13 protein-coding genes are annotated in these 18,711 nt (G+C 69.9%); 9 read left to right on the top strand and 4 right to left on the bottom strand.

Annotated elements, in window-relative coordinates; genetic code table 11:
• The first annotated feature begins 146 nt into the window (after positions 1-146).
• The 4 genes from WKC72_RS36665 (at position 147) to WKC72_RS36650 (ending at position 2,940) form a co-directional block, all read left to right on the top strand.
• Positions 147-305: a hypothetical protein gene (locus WKC72_RS36665; RefSeq protein WP_370181215.1), complete on the top strand. Its 159-nt coding sequence runs from the start codon at positions 147-149 to the stop codon at positions 303-305.
• A gap of 72 nt (positions 306-377) precedes the next feature.
• Positions 378-1,007: a TetR/AcrR family transcriptional regulator gene (locus WKC72_RS36660; RefSeq protein ID WP_370181214.1), complete on the top strand. Its 630-nt coding sequence runs from the start codon at positions 378-380 to the stop codon at positions 1,005-1,007.
• Between the two features lie 22 nt (positions 1,008-1,029).
• Positions 1,030-2,451 (top strand): adenylosuccinate lyase, encoded by a 1,422-nt coding sequence (purB, locus tag WKC72_RS36655; protein ID WP_005244448.1) that lies wholly within the window; start codon positions 1,030-1,032, stop codon positions 2,449-2,451.
• Positions 2,452-2,526: 75 nt separating this feature from the next.
• Positions 2,527-2,940, top strand: coding sequence for an HIT family protein (locus WKC72_RS36650; protein ID WP_037230653.1), 414 nt, complete (start codon positions 2,527-2,529; stop codon positions 2,938-2,940).
• Positions 2,941-2,979: 39 nt separating this feature from the next.
• On the opposite strand, the gene WKC72_RS36645 is transcribed toward WKC72_RS36650, so the two are convergent.
• On the bottom strand, positions 2,980-3,723 hold the full coding sequence (locus WKC72_RS36645) for an NRDE family protein (protein ID WP_370181213.1): 744 nt from the start codon (positions 3,721-3,723) through the stop codon (positions 2,980-2,982).
• Positions 3,724-3,821: 98 nt separating this feature from the next.
• Between WKC72_RS36645 and WKC72_RS36640 the strand changes: the two genes are divergently transcribed.
• Genes WKC72_RS36640 through WKC72_RS36630 form a run of 3 tightly spaced genes read left to right on the top strand, consistent with a single transcriptional unit; the run spans position 3,822 to position 5,921 of the window.
• Complete coding sequence (locus WKC72_RS36640; protein ID WP_370181212.1) at positions 3,822-4,301, top strand: MarR family winged helix-turn-helix transcriptional regulator; 480 nt, start codon at positions 3,822-3,824, stop codon at positions 4,299-4,301.
• Positions 4,298-5,143, top strand: a complete 846-nt coding sequence (locus WKC72_RS36635) for an ABC transporter ATP-binding protein (RefSeq protein WP_128639949.1) — start codon at positions 4,298-4,300, stop codon at positions 5,141-5,143. The genes WKC72_RS36640 and WKC72_RS36635 overlap by 4 nt, the downstream gene beginning before the upstream one ends.
• Positions 5,103-5,921, top strand: coding sequence for an ABC transporter permease (locus WKC72_RS36630; RefSeq protein WP_128639948.1), 819 nt, complete (start codon positions 5,103-5,105; stop codon positions 5,919-5,921). Before WKC72_RS36635 ends, WKC72_RS36630 begins: the two co-directional genes overlap by 41 nt.
• 10 nt (positions 5,922-5,931) lie before the next feature.
• Here WKC72_RS36630 and WKC72_RS36625 read toward each other — a convergent pair whose 3' ends face one another.
• From WKC72_RS36625 to WKC72_RS36615, 3 genes are read right to left on the bottom strand one after another with little or no spacing between them, the layout of a single operon-like run.
• On the bottom strand, positions 5,932-7,584 hold the full coding sequence (locus tag WKC72_RS36625; protein ID WP_370181211.1) for a (2,3-dihydroxybenzoyl)adenylate synthase: 1,653 nt from the start codon (positions 7,582-7,584) through the stop codon (positions 5,932-5,934).
• 35 nt (positions 7,585-7,619) lie between these two features.
• A complete protein-coding gene (locus WKC72_RS36620; protein WP_370181210.1) occupies positions 7,620-8,390 on the bottom strand; it encodes an SDR family oxidoreductase in 771 nt (256 codons plus the stop codon).
• Entirely contained in the window at positions 8,387-9,529 is a 1,143-nt protein-coding gene (locus tag WKC72_RS36615) for an isochorismate synthase MenF (RefSeq protein WP_370181209.1), read from the bottom strand. The genes WKC72_RS36620 and WKC72_RS36615 overlap by 4 nt, the downstream gene beginning before the upstream one ends.
• A 180-nt stretch (positions 9,530-9,709) precedes the next feature.
• On the opposite strand from WKC72_RS36615, the gene WKC72_RS36610 reads away from it, so the two are divergent.
• Positions 9,710-17,518 carry an amino acid adenylation domain-containing protein gene (locus WKC72_RS36610; protein WP_370181208.1) on the top strand — a complete coding sequence of 2,603 codons (7,809 nt, stop codon included), beginning with the start codon at positions 9,710-9,712 and terminating at the stop codon, positions 17,516-17,518.
• A gap of 104 nt (positions 17,519-17,622) precedes the next feature.
• The gene (locus WKC72_RS36605; RefSeq protein WP_037230634.1) at positions 17,623-18,654 is read left to right on the top strand and encodes an ABC transporter substrate-binding protein; all 1,032 of its coding nucleotides are present in this window, start codon (positions 17,623-17,625) and stop codon (positions 18,652-18,654) included.
• The last annotated feature ends 57 nt before the right edge of the window (positions 18,655-18,711 follow it).

Genomic DNA, 18,711 nt, shown 5'->3' with positions numbered 1-18,711 from the left:
CACGACCGGGTGGCCTGGACGTCGAGCGGTGCGGTTGCCGGATCGAGCGGGCTCAGACCTGTCTGAGCCATCTGGAACTCGTCGATCCCGGGGCACCCGGACCTCCCGTGAGATAGACGAGCGGGTCGGGTCGCGGAGTCGGAGACGTGGCAGCCGGCCGCGTCACGGCGCGGTCCGGATCCGGTGTCGAGGCACCCCGGGATCCGCACGCCGACACCAGGCCGATCGGCGTCATCGCCGCACATCCCAGGGCCGGCATCCGCACCGACACCGGCATGGTTGCGAACGCGACGCGGGTGGACTGAACCGCCCACATACTTCGGGGTCTGTCGTCCAATTTGCCCTGGTTCGGCGCCCGCGGCTGGCAGGATGAATTGGTGTCATCTGCGGCAACTCCGAAGGGCGAACGGCGCCGACAGGCGCTGGTCGAGGCTGCCGCCGATCTCTTGCTCGAGGGTGGATTCGACGCGGTCCGGCACCGCTCGGTGGCTACCCGGGCCGACCTTCCGCTCGCGTCGACCACCTACTACTTCGAGTCGCTGGACGACCTGATCGCGAAGGCCGTCGAACGCAACGGCGACCGCGATCTCGCGGTCATGCGCAGCCGCGTCGACGACGTCACGCACCGGCGCCGCGGCCGGGAATCCACCGTCGACCTCCTCCTCGACCTCCTCGTCGGTCCGGCCCTGATCAGTGAGGACTGCCGCGAGCGGCTCATCTCCCGGTACGAGCGGTTCACGGCCTGCGCGCGTCGCCCCGAACTGCGCGAGGTGCAGTCGCGGTTACGGGGGCAACTCGACGACGTACTCACCGAGGCCCTGCGACGCTCCGACCGCGACGTCCGGCAGGAGCAACTCCGGCGGCTCGTCGCCGTCGTCGACGGAGCCCTCGTGACCGCCCTCGGCGAACACGACCCCGACCTGCGGGCCCTCGCCCGGGCCATGCTGCTCGACGTCGTCGACGTCGTCGCGCCCGCCCTGGACCGGCCGGACCACGTCGAGCTGTAGCACCGCCGTAAACTGAGGACTCGTGAGCCGCATCCCGAACGTCCTTGCCAACCGTTACGCCAGCCCCGAACTCGTCGAGTTGTGGTCGCCCGAGCACAAGATCGTCCTCGAGCGTCAGCTGTGGCTCGCCGTGCTGCGGGCCCAGGCGGAACTCGGGATCGACGTGCCGGCCGAGGCGCTCGCCGACTACGAGCGGGTGCTCGAGCAGGTCGACCTCGACTCCATCGCCGACCGTGAGCGCGTCACGCGCCACGACGTGAAGGCCCGCATCGAGGAGTTCAACGCACTCGCCGGGCACGAGCAGGTTCACAAGGGTCTGACCAGCCGCGACCTCACCGAAAACGTCGAGCAGCTGCAGATCCTGCGGTCGCTCGAACACGTCCACGCACACGGTGTCGCGGTCGCCGCCCGGCTCGCCGAGCGGGCCGCCGAATACGGCAGCCTCGTCATGGCAGGCCGGTCGCACAACGTCGCGGCGCAGGCGACCACGCTGGGTAAGCGGTTCGCGTCCGCCGCCGACGAACTGCTCGTCGCGCTCACCCGGCTGCGCGAGCTGATCGACCGCTACCCGCTGCGCGGCATCAAGGGCCCCATGGGCACCGCGCAGGACATGCTCGACCTCCTCGACGGCGACGCGTCCAAGCTGGAGGCGCTCGAGCAGAAGGTCGCCGAGCACCTCGGTTTCTCCCACGTGTTCACGAGCGTCGGTCAGGTGTACCCGCGGTCGCTGGACCACGACGTGCTGTCCGCGCTGGTGCAGGTGGCGGCCGGGCCGTCGTCGTTCGCCCACACCATCCGCCTGATGGCCGGACACGAACTGGTCACCGAGGGCTTCCAGCCCGGCCAGGTCGGGTCGTCGGCGATGCCGCACAAGATGAACACCCGCTCCTGCGAGCGTGTCAACGGACTGCAGGTGGTGCTGCGCGGGTACGCCTCCATGGCGGCCGAGTTGGCGGGCGCGCAGTGGAACGAGGGCGACGTGTTCTGCTCGGTGGTGCGCCGCGTCGCGCTGCCGGACGCGTTCTTCGCGATCGACGGACTGATCGAGACGTTCCTGACGGTGCTCGCCGAATTCGGCGCCTACCCCGCCGTCATCGAGAAGGAACTCACCCGGTACCTGCCGTTCCTCGCCACGACCAAGGTCCTGATGGCCCTGGTGCGGGCCGGAGTGGGCCGGGAGACGGCGCACGAGGTCATCAAGGAACACGCCGTCGCCGTCGCGCTGGCGATGCGTGAGGAGGGCAGGGAGCCCGACCTCCTCGACCGCCTGGCCGCCGACGACCGACTGCCCCTCGACCGTGCCGCCCTCGACGAGGCCCTCGCCGACAAGAAGGCGTTCATCGGTGCCGCCGAGTCGCAGGTCGCCACGGTCGTGGCGCAGGTGCAGAAGCTCGTCGACGCCAACCCCGAGGCAGCCGCCTACCAGCCGTCCCCGATCCTGTAGGCGCTTCGCGCCCGTGCGTGGTCGACGAGTGCAGGCACTCGTCAACCACGCACAAGCACCGGAGGTGCCTACCCCGTGAACTGCATTTTCTGCGATATCGTGTCGGGCCGATCCGACGCCAGCGTCGTGCACGAGGACGACGACGTGATGGCGTTCATGGACATCCGGCCGTGGACCTCCGGACACCTGCTGGTGGTCCCGAAGCGGCATGCGAGCGGGCTCGCCGACCTCGACCCGGGCGACGGCGCGGCAGTGTTCGCGGTGGGGCAGCGCATCGCGACCGCACTGCGCCACGGGCCGATGCGCGCTCAGGGCGTCAACCTGTTCCTGGCCGACGGGATCGCCGCCGGCCAGGAGGTCTTCCACGTTCACCTGCACGTCGTTCCCCGGACGGCCGGCGACGGGTTCGGGCTGCGCGGTATGCCGAAGTCGCCGAGCCGGGTCGCGCTCGATCAGACGGCGGGCGTCATCCGTTCCTCCCTCACCTGACACGTGAGTGGCAAAGCGTGCGGGAGCACACTTTGCCACTCACGTGGGGAGGGGGCCGTTCTCGTCGAACCGTCGTTCGGTGATGTCGAAGGTGCCGTCCGACCTCACCCGCAGCAGAGTGGACGCCCGCGTCCCGTAGTCGCGGTAGTGAATGAACCGGGACGACAGGGCGCGTTCGAGTTCGGGCTCGATGCCCGTGTCGGGCAGCGAGTCCCACGGTGCAGGATCGCTGTCGGCGAGCACGTCGAAGTACGCCCCCGGATCTGCATCGGGGCCGCCGTCGTCGGCGGCGAGCGCGGCGGCGAACGCCTGCTTGCCGCCGGTCACCTTCGGCCACGGGGTGTCGAGTTCGGCGTTGGACAGGCCGTGGACGCCGGGTTCCACCCGCTGCCGGCGACCGTGGGGCCGGTTGGTGGCCCACCACAGTTCCGCGGGGTCGCCGACGAGCAGGTTGAAACTGCCGTAGTCGGCGCCCGTCGCGGCCACCTGCTCGGCGTAGTCGGCGGGGGACAGACGACCGCGGAGGTAGTCGACGGGCAGGGACCCCCGGGACCGTGCCCCGGTCGAGGGGGCGCCGTTGCGGACGTTGGTGACGGCCGCGAATCGCAGGGAGTCGGCAATTCCCATCCAGGTGCCGCCGGCGAGGAGATCGCGGCCCGCGAGGAACCCGTCGTCCCACCTGCTCAGCGGTTCGGTGGGGCGGGCGTAGAACTCGTCGCGGTTGGCCGCGACGACGAGGGGGAGATCGGGGCGGGTATGCCAGGCGAACAGGACCAGGCACATGCAGATATCTCCTCGTCACCTCGATCATCCGAACTCGGTTTGCACGCCCGAGCGTAGCCGCCCTCGTAATACCTCTGAAACAGAGCTATATTGTTTTCATGGCACAGAACGAGTCGGCTGCCGAACAGCTCTTCGCCGCAATCGGATTGCTGCGCAGGCACACGCGCCGCCGGGTCGGGCGGCCGTGGCCGGAGACGCCGTTGACGGGGTCGCAGGTGGAGTTGGTGCGTCTGCTCCGCCGCAGGCCCGGCACGTCCGTCGCGGCGGCCGCGGCGGCCCTGGGCCTCGCGGCGAACACCGTCTCCACCCTCGTGCGGCAACTCACGGACGCCGGGCTGGTCGAACGAGTGCGGGACGAGTCCGATCGCCGCGTCGCCCGCCTGGCGCTCACCGACGACGCCCGGGCCCAGGTCGAGCGTTGGCGCGACCGCCGCAACATCGAGGTCGCCGCCGCATTCGACGGACTGAGTGCCGAGGACAGGAAGGCCATCGAATCCGCCATACCCGCCATCACCCGCCTCGCCGGAGTACTCCACCCGGACCAGGCCGGGCCGAGCGATCAGGAGGTCGTCAGATGATGTTTCGCAGGGCGCAGACCGCCGCACGGCAGCGACCATCCGGCAGCGCACTGGAACTGTCGCACGTGACCTACTCGTTCGGGGACCACACCGCGGTGAAAGACCTGAGCCTCGTGATCGAGGCGGGGGAGTGCTTCGGCCTACTCGGCCCCAACGGGGCGGGGAAGACCACCACGATCCGGCTGCTCAACACGCTCCTTCCGCTGCAGGGCGGTGACGTGAGCATCTTCGGGTTCGACGTGCGCACCCGGGCCATGGCGGTTCGACGGCTGCTCGGGTATGTGCCGCAACAGTTGTCGATCGAAGGCGCGCTCACCGCCCGGGAGAACGTGTCCTGGTTCGCCCGCCTCTACGACGTGCCCCGGTCCGAACGTCGGAACCGGGTGGACGAGGTGCTGGAGATGGTGGATCTCGCCGACGTCGCCGACCGGGTGGCGTCGAGTTTCTCGGGCGGCATGGTCCGGCGCCTCGAACTCGCGCAGGCGTTGGTCAATCGACCGTCGTTGCTGGTGCTCGACGAACCGACGGTCGGGCTGGATCCGGTCGCGCGGGATTCGGTGTGGACCCGCGTCACCGAGATGCAGAAGCAGTACGGGATGACGGTCCTGCTCACCACCCACTACATGGAAGAGGCCGAGGCGCTGTGTGATCGGGTCGCGTTGATGCACCGCGGCGAACTGCGGGCGGTCGGTTCCCCATCGGGACTCGTCGCCGAACTGGGGCCCGACGCGACGCTCGACGACGTCTTCCGCCACTTCACCGGTGACAGTCTCACCGCCGACGAGAAGGGAGGGCTCCGGGATGTCCGTAGCGCCCGCCGCACTGCCCGCCGTCTGGGCTGAACCGCCGACCCGGGGTGTGCTCCGGTTGCTGTCGCGGATCGTCACGTTCTGTCTGGTGGAGTTGCAGAAGCTCCGCCACGACCGCACCGAGTTGGTGACGCGTGCGATCCAGCCGATTCTGTGGCTGGTCATCTTCGGGGAGACGTTCAGCCGCATCCGCGCGATCCCGACCGGCGACGTCCCCTACCTGGACTACCTGGCGCCGGGCATCATCGCCCAGTCGGCGCTCTTCGTCGCGATCTTCTACGGCATCCAGATCATCTGGGAACGCGACGCCGGGGTCCTGACCAAACTCCTCGTGACTCCCACTCCGCGTGCGGCTCTCGTGACGGGCAAGGCGTTCGCGGCCGGTGTTCGCGCGGTGGCCCAGGCCGTGGTCGTCGTGGTCGTGGCGGCGCTGCTCGGCGTCGGAATGACGTGGAATCCGGTGCGTCTTCTCGGTGTCGTCGTGGTCGTGGTGCTGGGAGCGGCGTTCTTCTCGTGCCTGTCGGTGGCCATCGCCGGGGTGGTGCTCAAACGCGACCGGTTGATGGGGATCGGCCAGGCGATCACGATGCCGCTGTTCTTCGCGTCGAACGCGCTGTACCCGGTGGAACTCATGCCGGGGTGGGTCCAGGCGATCAGCCGCGTCAACCCCCTGAGTTACGAGGTGTCCGCACTCAGGGGGCTGCTGATCGGCCAGCCCACGAACTACTGGCTGGACTTCGGGGTGCTCGTGGCGGCCGCGGTGCTCGGGATCGCCGTCGCGTCCGCGCTGCTGGGGAGGCTGTCCCGATAGCCGGGTCGAGTTACGAAGTCACAAAGGTCTTCTCCAGTGCCCGGCGCAGGTCGGACTTGCTGATCTTGCCGACACCGGTGACCGGGAACTCGTCGACGAACACCACCTTGTCCGGCACCTTGTAGTCGGCGAGTCCGCGGCCGCGGACGAACTTCTTGAGTTCGACGGCCTTCGGCTGCTCACCCTGGACCACGACGAACGCGCAACTCCGCTCGCCGAGATACGGGTCGGGCATCGACACCACCGCGACGTCGGCGACGGCGGGGTGTGCGAGCAGATGGTTCTCGACCTCTTCCGCAGCCACCTTCTCGCCGCCGCGGTTGATCTGATCCTTCGCGCGGCCCTCGACGACGAGGTAGCCGTCGTCCGTGAGCCGGACGATGTCGCCGGTTCGGTAGTAGCCGTCCTCGGTGAATGCCGTCGAATTGTGTTCGGGGGCCCGGTAATACCTGCGGATGGTGTACGGGCCGCGGGTGAGTAGATGACCGGCCGTGCCGTTCGGGACGGGCTCGCCCCGGTCGTCGACGACCCGGACCTCGTCGTCGGGACTGATCGGCCTGCCCTGGGTGGTGACGATCGTGTCTTCCGGGTCGTCGAGCCGGGTGTAGTTGACCAGTCCCTCCGCCATCCCGAAGACCTGCTGCAGCGTGCACCCGAGTTCGGGACGCACCCGCTTCGCGGCCTCGGCGCTGAACTTGGCACCGCCCACCTGCAGCACCTCGAGGCTCGAGAGGTCGCGTTCCGTGCGACCACTGGCGGCCAGCCATGCCAACGCGAGCGGCGGCACCAGCGACGCAATCGTGACGCCCTCCTTCTCGATGAGCGCGAACGCGGTGTCGGGACTCGGATCCGGCGCGAGCACCACGCGACCACCGGCGTGCAGCACGCCGAGGATGCCCGGTGAGCTCATCGGAAAATTGTGCGCCGCAGGCAGAACGACGAGCATGCGGGTGCTCTCGTCGACGCCGCAGATGCGGTCCGATTCGCGCACCGAGTACAGGTAGTCGGTGTGCGTGCGCGGGATCAGCTTCGACACCCCGGTGGTTCCGCCCGAGAGCTGCAGGAACGCCACCGATTCCGGACCCACCGCCGGCCCGTCCGAGATCGGTTCCGCCGCCCGGAGTTCGTCGAGTGACGTGAACTCCTCCGCGTCTCCGGCCACGATGATCCGGGGCGGATTCTCGGCCGAGGACACCACGTCGCGGGCGAGGGTGCGGTAGTCGAATCCGGCGTGCGTATCGGTGACGACGTAGGCCGCGGCGTCGGTGAAGCTGCAGAAGTAGGAGATCTCCTGGGCGCGGTGCGCGGGCAGCGCGAACACCGGCAGTGCGCCGAGCCGGAAGACCGCGAAGATCACCTCGACGTACTCGACGATGTTCGGCAACTGCACCACGACCCGGTCGCCGGGCTGCACCCCCGACGACTGCAGCCCGGCGGCGAGCCGGTCGGCGCGGTCGGACAGTTCCCGGTAGGTGAGGGCGCGGTCGGCCCCGGACGCGTCCGGTCCGGTCACGGCGATCGCGTCCCCGAATTGCTCGGCGCGGGCGCCCAGGAACTGCTGGAACGTCTCGTCCGTCCAGTACCCGGCGTCGCGGTAGCGTGCGGCGAGGGCGGCGGGGTAGCCGGTGGTGGTCTCCAGGGGAGCGCGAACGCTCGTGGTCATCGAAAGTCCTTTCACGGGCATGGCTGTTCGGGTCGTCAGGCTCGGAGGGTAGCGCCGCCGTCGACGTAGAGGGCCTGCATGGTGATGTGACGCGCCCGCTCCGACAGGAGGAACTCGACGGAGTCCGCGATGTCGGCGGCGTCGGCGATGCGGCCCAGCGGGATTCCGACCTTGTACGAGCCCAGGTCGCCGTCGATCGCTCCGCGCGCTCCGGTGTCGTCGGCGGGGTCCGACCACAGCGAACGCTGCATGGCGGTGTCCGTCGAGCCGGGGGCGACGATGTTGGCGCGGATACCGTATTCGGCCAGTTCGAGGCCGAGTACCCGGACGATCATCGAGACGGCGGCCTTGGACGCGCCGTACGCGCCCATGCCGGTGCGGGGGACTCCCGCGGCGTTGGAACCGACCACGACGATGGAACCGGCTGCACGCTCGCGCATTCCGGTGCCGACCGCCCGTAGCACGTTGACGAGCCCGGTGACGTTGACGTCGAACACGCGCTGCCAGCTCTCGGGGTCGGCGTCGAGCACCGAACCGGTCTCGAGCACACCCGCCACGTGCGCGAGTGCGGTGATGGGACCGTGCTCGTCCTCGATCCGTCGGACGGTGTCGGCGACGGCGTCGGTGTCGCGGATGTCGGTGACGGCGGTGCCGAGCGGCGCGGTGCCGAGCAGTGCCGCGGTGGCGGCGAGGCCGTCGGTGTCGCGATCGAGAAGTACCAGGCGGTGACCGGACCGCGACAGCGTGACGGCCGTGGCCCGCCCGATGCCCTGGGCCGCCCCGACGACCAGTGTCGTGCCGCTCATCGGGTGAGTCCCAGCGCGGCGAGGACGGTGCCCAGTTTGGTTGTGGTCTCGGCGAGTTCGTCGTCCGGTTCGGATGCGGCGACGATGCCGCCGCCGGCGTACGCCGTGACGGTGGTGCGGTCGGCGTCGATCTGCGCGCACCGGATGGTGACCATCCATTCGCCGTCACCGTCGGCGTCGGCCCAGCCCACGGCGCCGGCGTAGAAGCCGCGGTCGCCCTCGAGTTCGCCGATCAGCGCACGCGCGGCGTCGGTGGGTGTGCCGCACACGGCCGGGGTCGGGTGCACGGCGACGGCGAGGTCCAGTGCGGTCACCGAGCGGTCCCGCAGCCGTCCCGACACGGGCGTGCCGAGATGCCACAGTTGCGGTGTGCTGGTGAGGGTGGGCCGGTCCGGGATGTCGAGTTCGGTGCAGAACGGCTCGAGGCTCGCGCGCAGTGCCTCGACGACGAGGGCGTGTTCGCGCAGGTTCTTCTCCGACGACGCGAGGTTTTCCGAAGTCAGCCGGTCGATCTCGGGATCGGTGTGCCGGGGAGCGGATCCGGCGAGAGGATGGCAGGTCACGGTGTCGCCGCGGCGGCGGATGAGCACCTCGGGACTCGAGCCGACGAGGTGCCGTCCCGACCAGCCGGTGCCTGCGGCGCTCAGATCGACGCTGAAGCCGTTGCCGTCGAGGTCGTTCGCCACCAGCTGCGCGAGTAGTGCGTGCGGATGCAGCGGTTCGTCGGCGTGCAGGACGACCGATCGGGCGAGCACCACCTTGTGTAGTGCGGCCTCGGGTTCCCGCAGCACGTGAATGGCGGCGGCGACCCGGGAAATGTGCTCGTTCTCCGGGGGAATCGACTCACCGGCGCGCACGTGCGGAAGGGTCTGCAGACGAGGGATCCAGCTTCCCGGGTGATGACGCAGCGTCTGTGGTGCGATCAGCGCGGCGGGATGTGACGGGTCGAAGGCGAGCGCGCCGACCACCGACGTCGCGGTGCCGCTCCGCAGGGCCGCGGCGGCGTCGCGGGCGGAGTCGTAACCGGTGCGGATGCCGTCGGCGATCACGGTGCCGTGCGGGCGGGAGAGAACGAACGGCGCGCCCGGCGGGAGGTCCGCCGAAGTCTCTGCGGACTCGGCAACGGCCGTCGATTCCATGTGTGATCACCTCTCGATTACGGACAACTCGGACACTCGTCACGGTGGGGGCACCGCGACCCAGACCTTATACGGTAAGGCTAACCTTTGGTATTGTTCCCTCTCGCCCGGCGCTCGCTTCGCAGGCCGTGATGTCCATTCGGACAGTTGAATTCGTCACCAAGAAGAGGATGTCAATTCATGTCGACCGCAGCAGTGCCCTTGACACGTGCCCAGTCGGGCGTATGGTTCGCCCAGCAGTTGACCCCGGACAACCCCGTGTTCAACACGGCGGAGTGCATCGAACTGCGGGGATCCGTCGACCTGGCCGCTGCTGCTCGTGCCGTTCGCGGCGCCGCAGACGACGCGGAGGTTCTCACCGCCGGGTTCGGAGTGGAATCCGACGGAACGGTGCTCCAGTATCCGGGAGCCCGCCCGCTCGCCGAGCCCGGGCGCGTCGATCTGAGCCACTCCGAGGATCCGTGGGCCGCCGCGCAGCAGTGGATGGCCGACGACGTCGCCGGAGTCATCGACCCGCTCGCCGACCCGTGTGTGCGTGCCGCCCTGCTCGTTCTCGCCGACGACTGGGTGATCGTCTACCTCTGCGTCCACCACCTGGTGATCGATGCGTACGGTTTCGGCCTCTTCACCCGGCGGATCGCCGAGCGCTACACCGCCGACATTCGCGGTGCCGACATGCCGGCGTCGAAGTTCACCCCGGTCGGGCCGGTCGTGCAGGAGGAACTCGACTACCGCGACACCCCCGAGTTCCTCACCGACCGCGAATTCTGGTCCGGCTACCTGGCCGACGTCGACGAGGCCGTCCTCCTCGGCGGGGAGAGCGCCGACCCGGACGACGTGTCCGGGGGGATCGCCCGCCGGTCCCGCGCGGCGCGATGGACGCTCACCGCCGACCAGCAGCGCGGACTCAGCGCGGTCGGCAAAGCACTGTCGGCCAGCTGGGGTGACGTGGTCACCGCGACCGTCGGCGCGTACCTGCGGGCCGCCACCGGCCGTTCCGACCTCACCATCGGCTTCCCGGTGATGAACCGTCTCGGCAGCGCGTCGATGGGCGTGCCCATGTCCGCGGTGAATGTCGTTCCGCTGCGGTTGCAGCCGACGGCCGCGCACACCCTCGGCGATCTGATCGGGGACGTCCGCTCGGCAGTGGCCGACTGCCGGTCCCACTACCGGTACCGCGGCGAGGACATTCAGCGTGACCTGCGGCTCCCCGCGGGGTCCCGCGGTGTGATCGGGCCGTCGATCAACGTCAAACCGTTCGGAGATCGGCTGCTGTTCGGCGACATTCGCGGTGGGGTGCACTCGGTGGCGCGCGGGCCGCTGCAGGACTTCATGGTGACGGTGCGGCCACTCGATGCCGTCGGCGGTCTCGAGGTCTGGGTCGACGCCGATGCCGACACGTTCACCGAGGCCGACCTCGACACGCACGCCGAACGCCTGCAACGGCTCTTCGCGGCCGTGGCCGACCTCCCGGACGGTGCCGGACCCGCGATCCCGCTGGCCCGCCTCCCGATCCTCTCCGAGGCGGAACTGCAGCGGGTGCTGCACGACTGGAATGCCTCCGACCTACCGGTACCGCCGGGCCTGACGCTCGTCGACCTGTTCCACGCCGTCGTCGACCGTGACCCGGACGCACCCGCCGTCATCGACGCGAGCACCACGCTCACGTACGGCGAACTGGAAGCGCGGGTCGGCCGGCTGGCCCGGCACCTGCTGTCGCACGGGCTGGGCCGGCATCGCCGGGTGGCCGTCGCGCTGCCGCGGTCGGTCGACACGATCGTGGCCCTGTTCGCGGCACTCGAAGCGGGCGCGACGTGCATCCCCCTCGACCCCGACCATCCGGTCGAGCGCCTCGGTCACGTCCTCGGGGAGACGGAGCCGGGGTGCATCCTCACCGGCGGCGACGCCACCGCGCGCATCGCCGAGATCGCCGCGGCGGCAGGGCTGTCCGAGCCGGTGGCGCTGGACGACGCCGCCCTGATCGCCACGCTGACCGCGCTTCCGGGCGACCGGGTGTCCGACGTCGAACGTGGACGCCGGGTGCACGACCTCGACACCGCGTACATCATCCACACGTCCGGTTCGACCGGGCGGCCGAAGGGGGTGGAGGTGCCGCACCGCGGCGCGGTGAACCTGTTCCACAGTCACCGCCACCACGTCTTCTCCCGGGCCTGCGCGGCGGCGGGAAAGAACCGGCTGCGCGTCGGTCACGTGTGGTCGTTCTCGTTCGACGCCTCCTGGGGTCCGCATCTGTGGATGCTGGGCGGGCACTCCCTGCGCATCGTCGACGAAGTGACGCAACGTGATCCGGATCAGCTCGCGGTCCTTGCGCTCGCCGAGGGCTGGGACTTCGTGGAACTGTCACCGTCGCAGCTCGAGCAGGTGATCGACGCAGACCTGTTCCCCGCAGGGACCGTGCCGACCGTGGGATTCGGCGGCGACGCCGTCACCGACCGGCTGTGGGAGCAGCTGCGCACCAGGCACGGCGAGGCGTTCAATTTCTACGGCCCCACCGAGGGCACCGTCGACGTTCTCGTCGCCGCCGTCGCCGACAGCGCGACACCGGTGATCGGGCGGCCTGTCGCCAATCTCCGCGCCTACGTGCTGGACCACAGCCTCGCCCCGGTACCGCCGGGTGTGGACGGCGAACTCTACGTCACCGGACCGGGCGTCGTGCGCGGCTACCTCGGTGCTCCCGGACTCACGGCGGGACGGTTCGTGGCAAATCCGTTCCCGGGCGGGGAGTCCCGCATGTACCGAACCGGCGACGTCGTCCGGTGGGTGCCCGATGCGGAGGGGGACTCCGCGCAGATCGTGTACCGCGGGCGCGGCGACAACCAGGTGAAGATCCGCGGATTCCGGGTGGAACTCGGCGAGGTCGAGTCCGCGCTGACCCGGCTGCCGGGGGTGACGCGCGCTGTCGCGGTGGCCCGCACCGACAGCAGCGGAGTGTCACAACTCGTCGCGTACCTGCTGGTCGACGAGGACTCGGAGGCCGCGGCATTCGACGTCGCGGCGGCGCGGGCGCAGGTCGGCCAGTGGCTGCCCGCCTACATGGTGCCCGCCGCGTTCACCGTCCTCGATGCGCTGCCGCTCACGTCCAACGGCAAACTGGACCGGAAAGCCCTGCCGGACCCCGACTTCGGATCGCTGGTCACGTCCCGGCCGCCGTCCACGGAGCTCGAGGCCGGACTGTGCGACATCGTCGCGGAGGTGCTGGGCATCCCGTCGATCGGCATCGACGACGACTTCTTCCTGCTCGGTGGGCACTCGCTGTCCGCGGCGAAGGTGATCGCGCGGGCCCGGGACCGGCTCGGTGTGGAACTGAGTATCCGCACCGTGTTCGACAACCCGACCGTCGTGGCGATGGCCGCGCAGTGTGCCCGGGGCGTGGACGGCCCGGGTCGCGCCCCGCTGCTGCCCGTGGCACGCACCGAGACGATGCCCCTGTCCTTCGGGCAGCAGCGGCTGTGGTTCCAATTCCTGCTGGAAGGACCCGGTCCCACCTACAACGTCCCGGTGACGATGCGGTTGCACGGCGCCGTCGACGAGACCGACCTGCGCGGTGCACTCGCCGACGTCCTCGCCCGGCACGAGACGCTGCGCACCGTCCTGACGGACATCGACGGAGTGGGCCACCAGCGCGTGCTGGCCGACATCCCCGCGCCGCTGGTCGTGGAGAACGTGACTGCGGCCGAACTCGACGAACGGCTCGTGGCCGCCGCCCGTCACGGCTTCGACCTCGAGACGGAGATCCCGATTCGGCTGCGGCTGTTCCGCGTGTCGGCGGAGGAATCGGTGCTGCTGCTGCTCGTGCACCACATCGCGAGTGACGAACTGTCCACCCCGATCCTGTTGCGCGACCTGGGTGCGGCCTACGAGGCGCGCACCGGACGGCGGACGGCCCGGCCGGAACCGCTGCCGGTCCAGTACGCCGACTTCGCGGTGTGGCAGCGAAACCTGCTCGGCGACCCGTCGGACCCGGACAGTCTGTGCGCCCGGCAGATCGGGTACTGGACCGAGCGGCTGGCGGGTCTGCCCGAGGAGCTGACACTGCCCGTCGACCGTCGCCGCGCCGCGGTCGCGACGTTCGCGGGCGCACACGTGGAGCGCACCCTCGCGCTGGAGACCGTCACCGCGCTGCGAGGCCGTGCCCGTGATGCGGGTGCGACGATGTTCATGCTCGTGCACACCGCCGTCGCGGTGGCGCTGTCGGGCAGCGGTGCGGGCGAGGACATCCCGATCGGGACACCGACCGCAGGCAGGCCGAGCACGGAACTCGACGAACTGGTCGGGTTTTTCGTCAACATGGTGGTGCTGCGCACCGACCTGTCGGGCGACCCGACGCTCGCCGAGTTGCTCGGACGCGTCCGGGCGACGGACCTGGCGGCCTACGCGCATCAGGACGTGTCGTTCGACCGTTTGGTGGAGGCCCTCAACCCGGAGCGCAGCGCCGCCCGGCACCCGCTGTTCCAGGTGCTCGTGCAGCACCAGGCGCCGCCGCCGGTCAGCCTGTTCGAGGAGTTCTCGCCGGAGGTGTCGTTCGTCTCGAACGACACGGCGATGTTCGACCTGACCTTCGACGTGATCGACGAGCCGGACGGATCGATGCGCGTGCGTGTCGATTACGCCCGCGACCTGTTCGACGCCGCCACCGCCGACGCTCTCGCTGCGCGCACCGTCCGCGTGTTCGAGGCGCTCGCCGCGGATCCGGGTGTCCGGGTATCCGCGGTGGAACTGCTGTCCGAGCAGGAGCGGTCGTGGCTTCGCCGGGGGAGCCCGGCCGCGGCAGCGGACATCGAGGACGACGCCGTCACCCTCGACGTGCTGTTCGCCCGCCAGGTGGAACGCACGCCGGACGCTCCCGCCCTCGTCGGCGGGGACCGCGAACTGACGTTTGCGGAGCTGGATGCGCACGCCAACCGGATCGCACGACACCTGGTCGGCCGCGGCGTCGGACCGGAGTCCGTGGTCGCGTTGATGCTTCCCCGCGGGATCCCGGTGATCGTCTCGCTCCTTGCCGTCTGGAAGGCGGGCGGCGCCTATCTGCCACTCGATCCCGACTACCCGGCCGAGCGGCTCGCGTACATGCGAGGCGACGCGAAACCCGCACTCGTGCTCGACCAGTCGACGTTCGATGCGTGGTCGGCGGCGGCCGAGGTAACCGACGCACCGATCGCGCCGCACGAACGCGGTGGTGACACCACGCCGGACAACGCCGCATACCTGATCTACACGTCGGGTTCGACCGGGCAGCCGAAGGGCGTCGTCGTCCCGCACCGCGGTGTCGCGGCGCTGCTCGCCACGCAGCGCGAACGCACCGTCGGGGACGCGTCGGTCGAGCGACTGCGCGTGCTGCTCACCTATTCGCTGGCCTTCGACTCGTCGGTCGATCCGCTGCTGTCGATGCTCGGTGGTCACACTCTCCACCTGTTGGAGTCGGAACTGCTCGCGGACTCGGCGGGCATCGTCGACTACGTTCGGCGTCACCGTATCGACGCGGTGGACTGTGTGCCGCTTCTCATGAGCGAACTCCTCGCGGACGGGCTGATCGACGCGGCCCATCACCGTCCCAGCGTTCTCGCCGTCGGCGGCGAAGCCGTCCCCGCGGATCTGTGGACGGCGCTCGGCGACGCAGCGGCGGACGGGATCCGCTCGCGAAACATGTACGGCCCCACCGAGGCAACGGTCGACGCCGCGGTCGCGGACATCCTGCCGGGCGCCCGGCCGACCATCGGCACACCCGTCGCCGGTGCGCGCGGATATGTCCTGGATCGGCGAATGCGTGCGGTGCCGCCCGGAGTGGCGGGCGAACTGTACGTCGGGGGTCCGGGCGTGACCCGCGGCTATCTCCGGCGTCCCGGGCTGAGCGCGTCGCGCTACGTGGCCGACCCGTACGGTGCGCCGGGTGAACGCCTGTACCGGACGGGCGATCTGGTGCGGTGGTCGGCGGACCGAACCCTCGAGTACGTGGGCCGCGCCGACGACCAGGTGAAGATTCGCGGATTCCGCGTCGAACTCGGTGAGATCGAGCAGGTCCTCGCCCGGTGTGCGGGGGTGGATGCCGCGGTGGTCGTGGCCCGTGAGGACGATCCCGGACGGAAACGCCTCGTGGCGTATGCGGTGGGGACGGGCCTCGACACGGACGCGTTGCGCGCGCACGTCGCGGCCGCGCTGCCCGACTACATGGTGCCCGCCGCGACCGTCCTGCTCGACGCGCTGCCGGTGACCCCGAACGGCAAGGTGGACCGGAAGGCGCTCCCGGCGCCGGACTTCTCGGCGCTCGGCACGTCGCGGGAAGCCGCCACGGATCTCGAGCGCCGGCTGTGCGCGGTCGTCGCGGAGATCCTGCGGCTCGACACGGTCGGCCCCGACGACGACTTCTTCGTGCTCGGCGGCGACAGCATCGTCTCCATCCAGCTGGTGTCGAAGGCACGGGCTGCCGGATTGCGGTTCACCGCGCGGGACGTGTTCGAGCACAAGACCGTCGCCGGCCTCGTGCGGGTGCTGGAGATCGACGCCGGCGAGGTGGACGAGGCCGAGCTGGAAGCGTCTGCGGCGGGACGGATTCCGGCCACCCCGATCGTGCACGACCTGCTCGAGCGGGGCGGACGGTACACCCGGTTCGCGCAGTCCCGGCTGCTGACCGCGCCGGTGGGCCTGACAGCGGAGGCCCTGGAACGCGCGGTGCAGCGCGTGCTCGACGTCCACGACATGTTGCGGGCCCGATTCGACGGCACGGAATTCGACGTGCCCCCGGTCGGTGCCGTCCGGGCAGCCGACGTCGTCTCGCACGTGGACATCGGGGGCCTCGGATCCGCCGAGCGGGAGCGTGTCGTCGCGCATGTCACCGAAAGTGCATACGCTGCTGTCGATCCCGAATCCGGGGCCATGGTGCGCGTGGTGTTCTTCGACGCGGGCAGCGGCGCCGACGGCCGGGTCCTGATGGTGGTGCACCACCTGGTGGTGGACGGGGTGTCGTGGCGCATCCTGGTGCCGGACCTCGCGGCGGCCTGCGCGGGTGAACCGATTGCCCGGGCGGGCACGCCGTTCCGGCTGTGGTCGACAGGGCTCGCCGAGCAGGCCGCGGACCGCGCCGGGGAACTGCCGTTGTGGCAGCGTGCGACCGCCGGCGGCGCCCACCGGGTCCGGCTCGCGTCCGGCCCACTCGATCCGCGGCGCGACACCATCGACGCGACTGATCGGATCCGGGTGGAGGTGCCCTCCTCGGTGACCGAGGCGCTCCTGACGACGGTGCCGGAACGCTTCCACGCGAAGGTCGACGACGTGTTGCTCACGGCGCTCGCGTTGACCGCTGCCCGGCACGGCGGCGGTGCCGTCCCGGTCGATCTCGAGGGCCACGGACGCGAGGAGCAGGCCGTCCCCGGTGCGGATCTCGCCCGCACCGTCGGCTGGTTCACCACCCTGTACCCGGTGCTCCTGGACGCGCAGGGGATCGACCTCGACGATGCGTACGCCGGCGGCGCCGCGGCCGGTGACGCCCTCAAACGGATCAAGGAACAGCTGCGCGAGATACCGGACAGTGGAATCGGATTCGGCATGCTGAAGTATCTGCGCGCCGACGGGCCGGTGGTGGCCGGAGGTTCGGTGGCGCCCGAGATCGGGTTCAACTACCTGGGTCGATTCACGCTCGGTGAGACCGACGGCGGGGACTGGTCGACGGCACCGGAAGGGGCCGCGCTCGGTGGGGCCACCGACGTGGCCATGCCCGTCAGCCATGCCCTGGAGATCGGTGCGCTGACGGAGGAGTCGGAGGAAGGCCCGGTGCTGCGTGCCACCTGGGGGTACAGCCCGTCCGTGCTGTCGGAGGCGGTCGTCACCGAGCTGGCCCACGGCTGGGTCGCGGCGCTGACGGCACTCGCCGGGCACGCAGGTCTGGAGACCGCGGGCGGGTACACGCCGTCGGATCTCACTCTGGGCGAACTGGACCAGTCGGAGATCGACGAATTCGAGCTCGAATTCCAGTGACCAAGAGTTGGTAAATCGTAGGTATTGGCGAGGATGGCTGGTTCGGATAGCCTAACCAACCGAGCCCGGGCAACTGTCCGGCAATTCGAGATGCGGAGTGGGTCATGCAGTTAAAGGAACTGTCGCGGTTGCGCCAGGCGGTGGTTTTCGGTGCGACGGCAATCTTGGCCGTCGGAGTCGTGGGCTGTAGCAGCTCGGACGACAGCGCCGGCAGCGACTCCGGTGCTACGTCCGCGGCAAGCTCGCAGACGCGGACGTTCGAGGCGCAGAACGGCGCAATCGAGATCCCGTCCGAGCCGCAGAGCATCGTCGCCTGCGGGTACGCGGTACTTCCCTTGATCCAGGCGAAGGCGAACCTGTCCGCGGTGTGTGAGTGGACGCGCGAGATCGACAACATGGACGCCGAGACGAAGGCGGCCTACGACGCGTTGCCCAAGGTTGCCCAGGACGCGGACATTTCGACCCTCGACTACGAGGGTGTCTCCGCCGCGGACCCCGATCTGATCATCATGGGCGTCCCCGCCCGTGCACAGTCGATGGTCGACATGGGCAAGCTGCAGTCGCTGGCTCCGGTCGTCTTCCTCGGGCCGAAGGCTCCGGGGGAGTGGCGCACGCTCGGTGAGCAGTTCGCCGACGCCGCCGCAGTCTCCGACAATTACGGCGAGTTCAAGCAGCAGTACGACGACCGGGCCGCGCAGATCGCCGCCAAGTACAAGGATTCGCTGGGCACCCTGACCTTCGGTGGTGTCTGCGACTCGTGTGCCGGCGATCCGGGCGAGTTCTACCGTGAGTTCGCGTCGTCTTTCACCACCAACCTGTTCGACGATCTCGGTTTCCAATTCCCCGGTCAGCCTGCCGATCCGGCGGATGTCCACGGTGAGTTCGTGTCGACCGAGCAGATCGCGGCCAGCCTCGGCAACGTGAACGTCATCGTCTACGGCGTCGGCCCCGATGGCAAGGTCTCGCCCGAGTTGCAGGCCCTGATGGACTCCCCGCTGTGGAAGTCGCTGCCGGCCGTGCAGGCAGGCAACCTCGTGCCGGTCCAGCACGCTCTGGCCGCCACCTACCAGACCGCGCTCCTCGCACTCGATTCCATCGACGAGGGCCTGTCGAAGCTGCCCGCCAACAAGCAGTAACACAGTCGGGTTCGGCCCCCGGGTCCATCGGGCCCGGGGGCCGAACCGTCTCCGATC

Source organism: Rhodococcus wratislaviensis (assembly GCF_041228765.1).
In the GTDB taxonomy this organism is placed as follows: Bacteria; Actinomycetota; Actinomycetes; order Mycobacteriales; family Mycobacteriaceae; genus Rhodococcus_F; species Rhodococcus_F wratislaviensis.
Note: the sequence above shows the minus strand (reverse complement) of the source record. Positions and strands in the feature narration are given on the sequence as shown.

Coding starts and splice junctions, on each gene's coding strand:
- WKC72_RS36640 (WP_370181212.1), top strand. CDS start 3,822: ATGGCACAGAACGAGTCGGCTGCCGAACAGCTCTTCGCCGCAATCGGA.
- WKC72_RS36605 (WP_037230634.1), top strand. CDS start 17,623: ATGCAGTTAAAGGAACTGTCGCGGTTGCGCCAGGCGGTGGTTTTCGGT.
- WKC72_RS36620 (WP_370181210.1), bottom strand. CDS start 8,390: ATGAGCGGCACGACACTGGTCGTCGGGGCGGCCCAGGGCATCGGGCGG.
- WKC72_RS36610 (WP_370181208.1), top strand. CDS start 9,710: ATGTCGACCGCAGCAGTGCCCTTGACACGTGCCCAGTCGGGCGTATGG.
- WKC72_RS36635 (WP_128639949.1), top strand. CDS start 4,298: ATGATGTTTCGCAGGGCGCAGACCGCCGCACGGCAGCGACCATCCGGC.
- WKC72_RS36615 (WP_370181209.1), bottom strand. CDS start 9,529: ATGGAATCGACGGCCGTTGCCGAGTCCGCAGAGACTTCGGCGGACCTC.
- WKC72_RS36645 (WP_370181213.1), bottom strand. CDS start 3,723: ATGTGCCTGGTCCTGTTCGCCTGGCATACCCGCCCCGATCTCCCCCTC.
- WKC72_RS36630 (WP_128639948.1), top strand. CDS start 5,103: ATGTCCGTAGCGCCCGCCGCACTGCCCGCCGTCTGGGCTGAACCGCCG.
- WKC72_RS36625 (WP_370181211.1), bottom strand. CDS start 7,584: ATGACCACGAGCGTTCGCGCTCCCCTGGAGACCACCACCGGCTACCCC.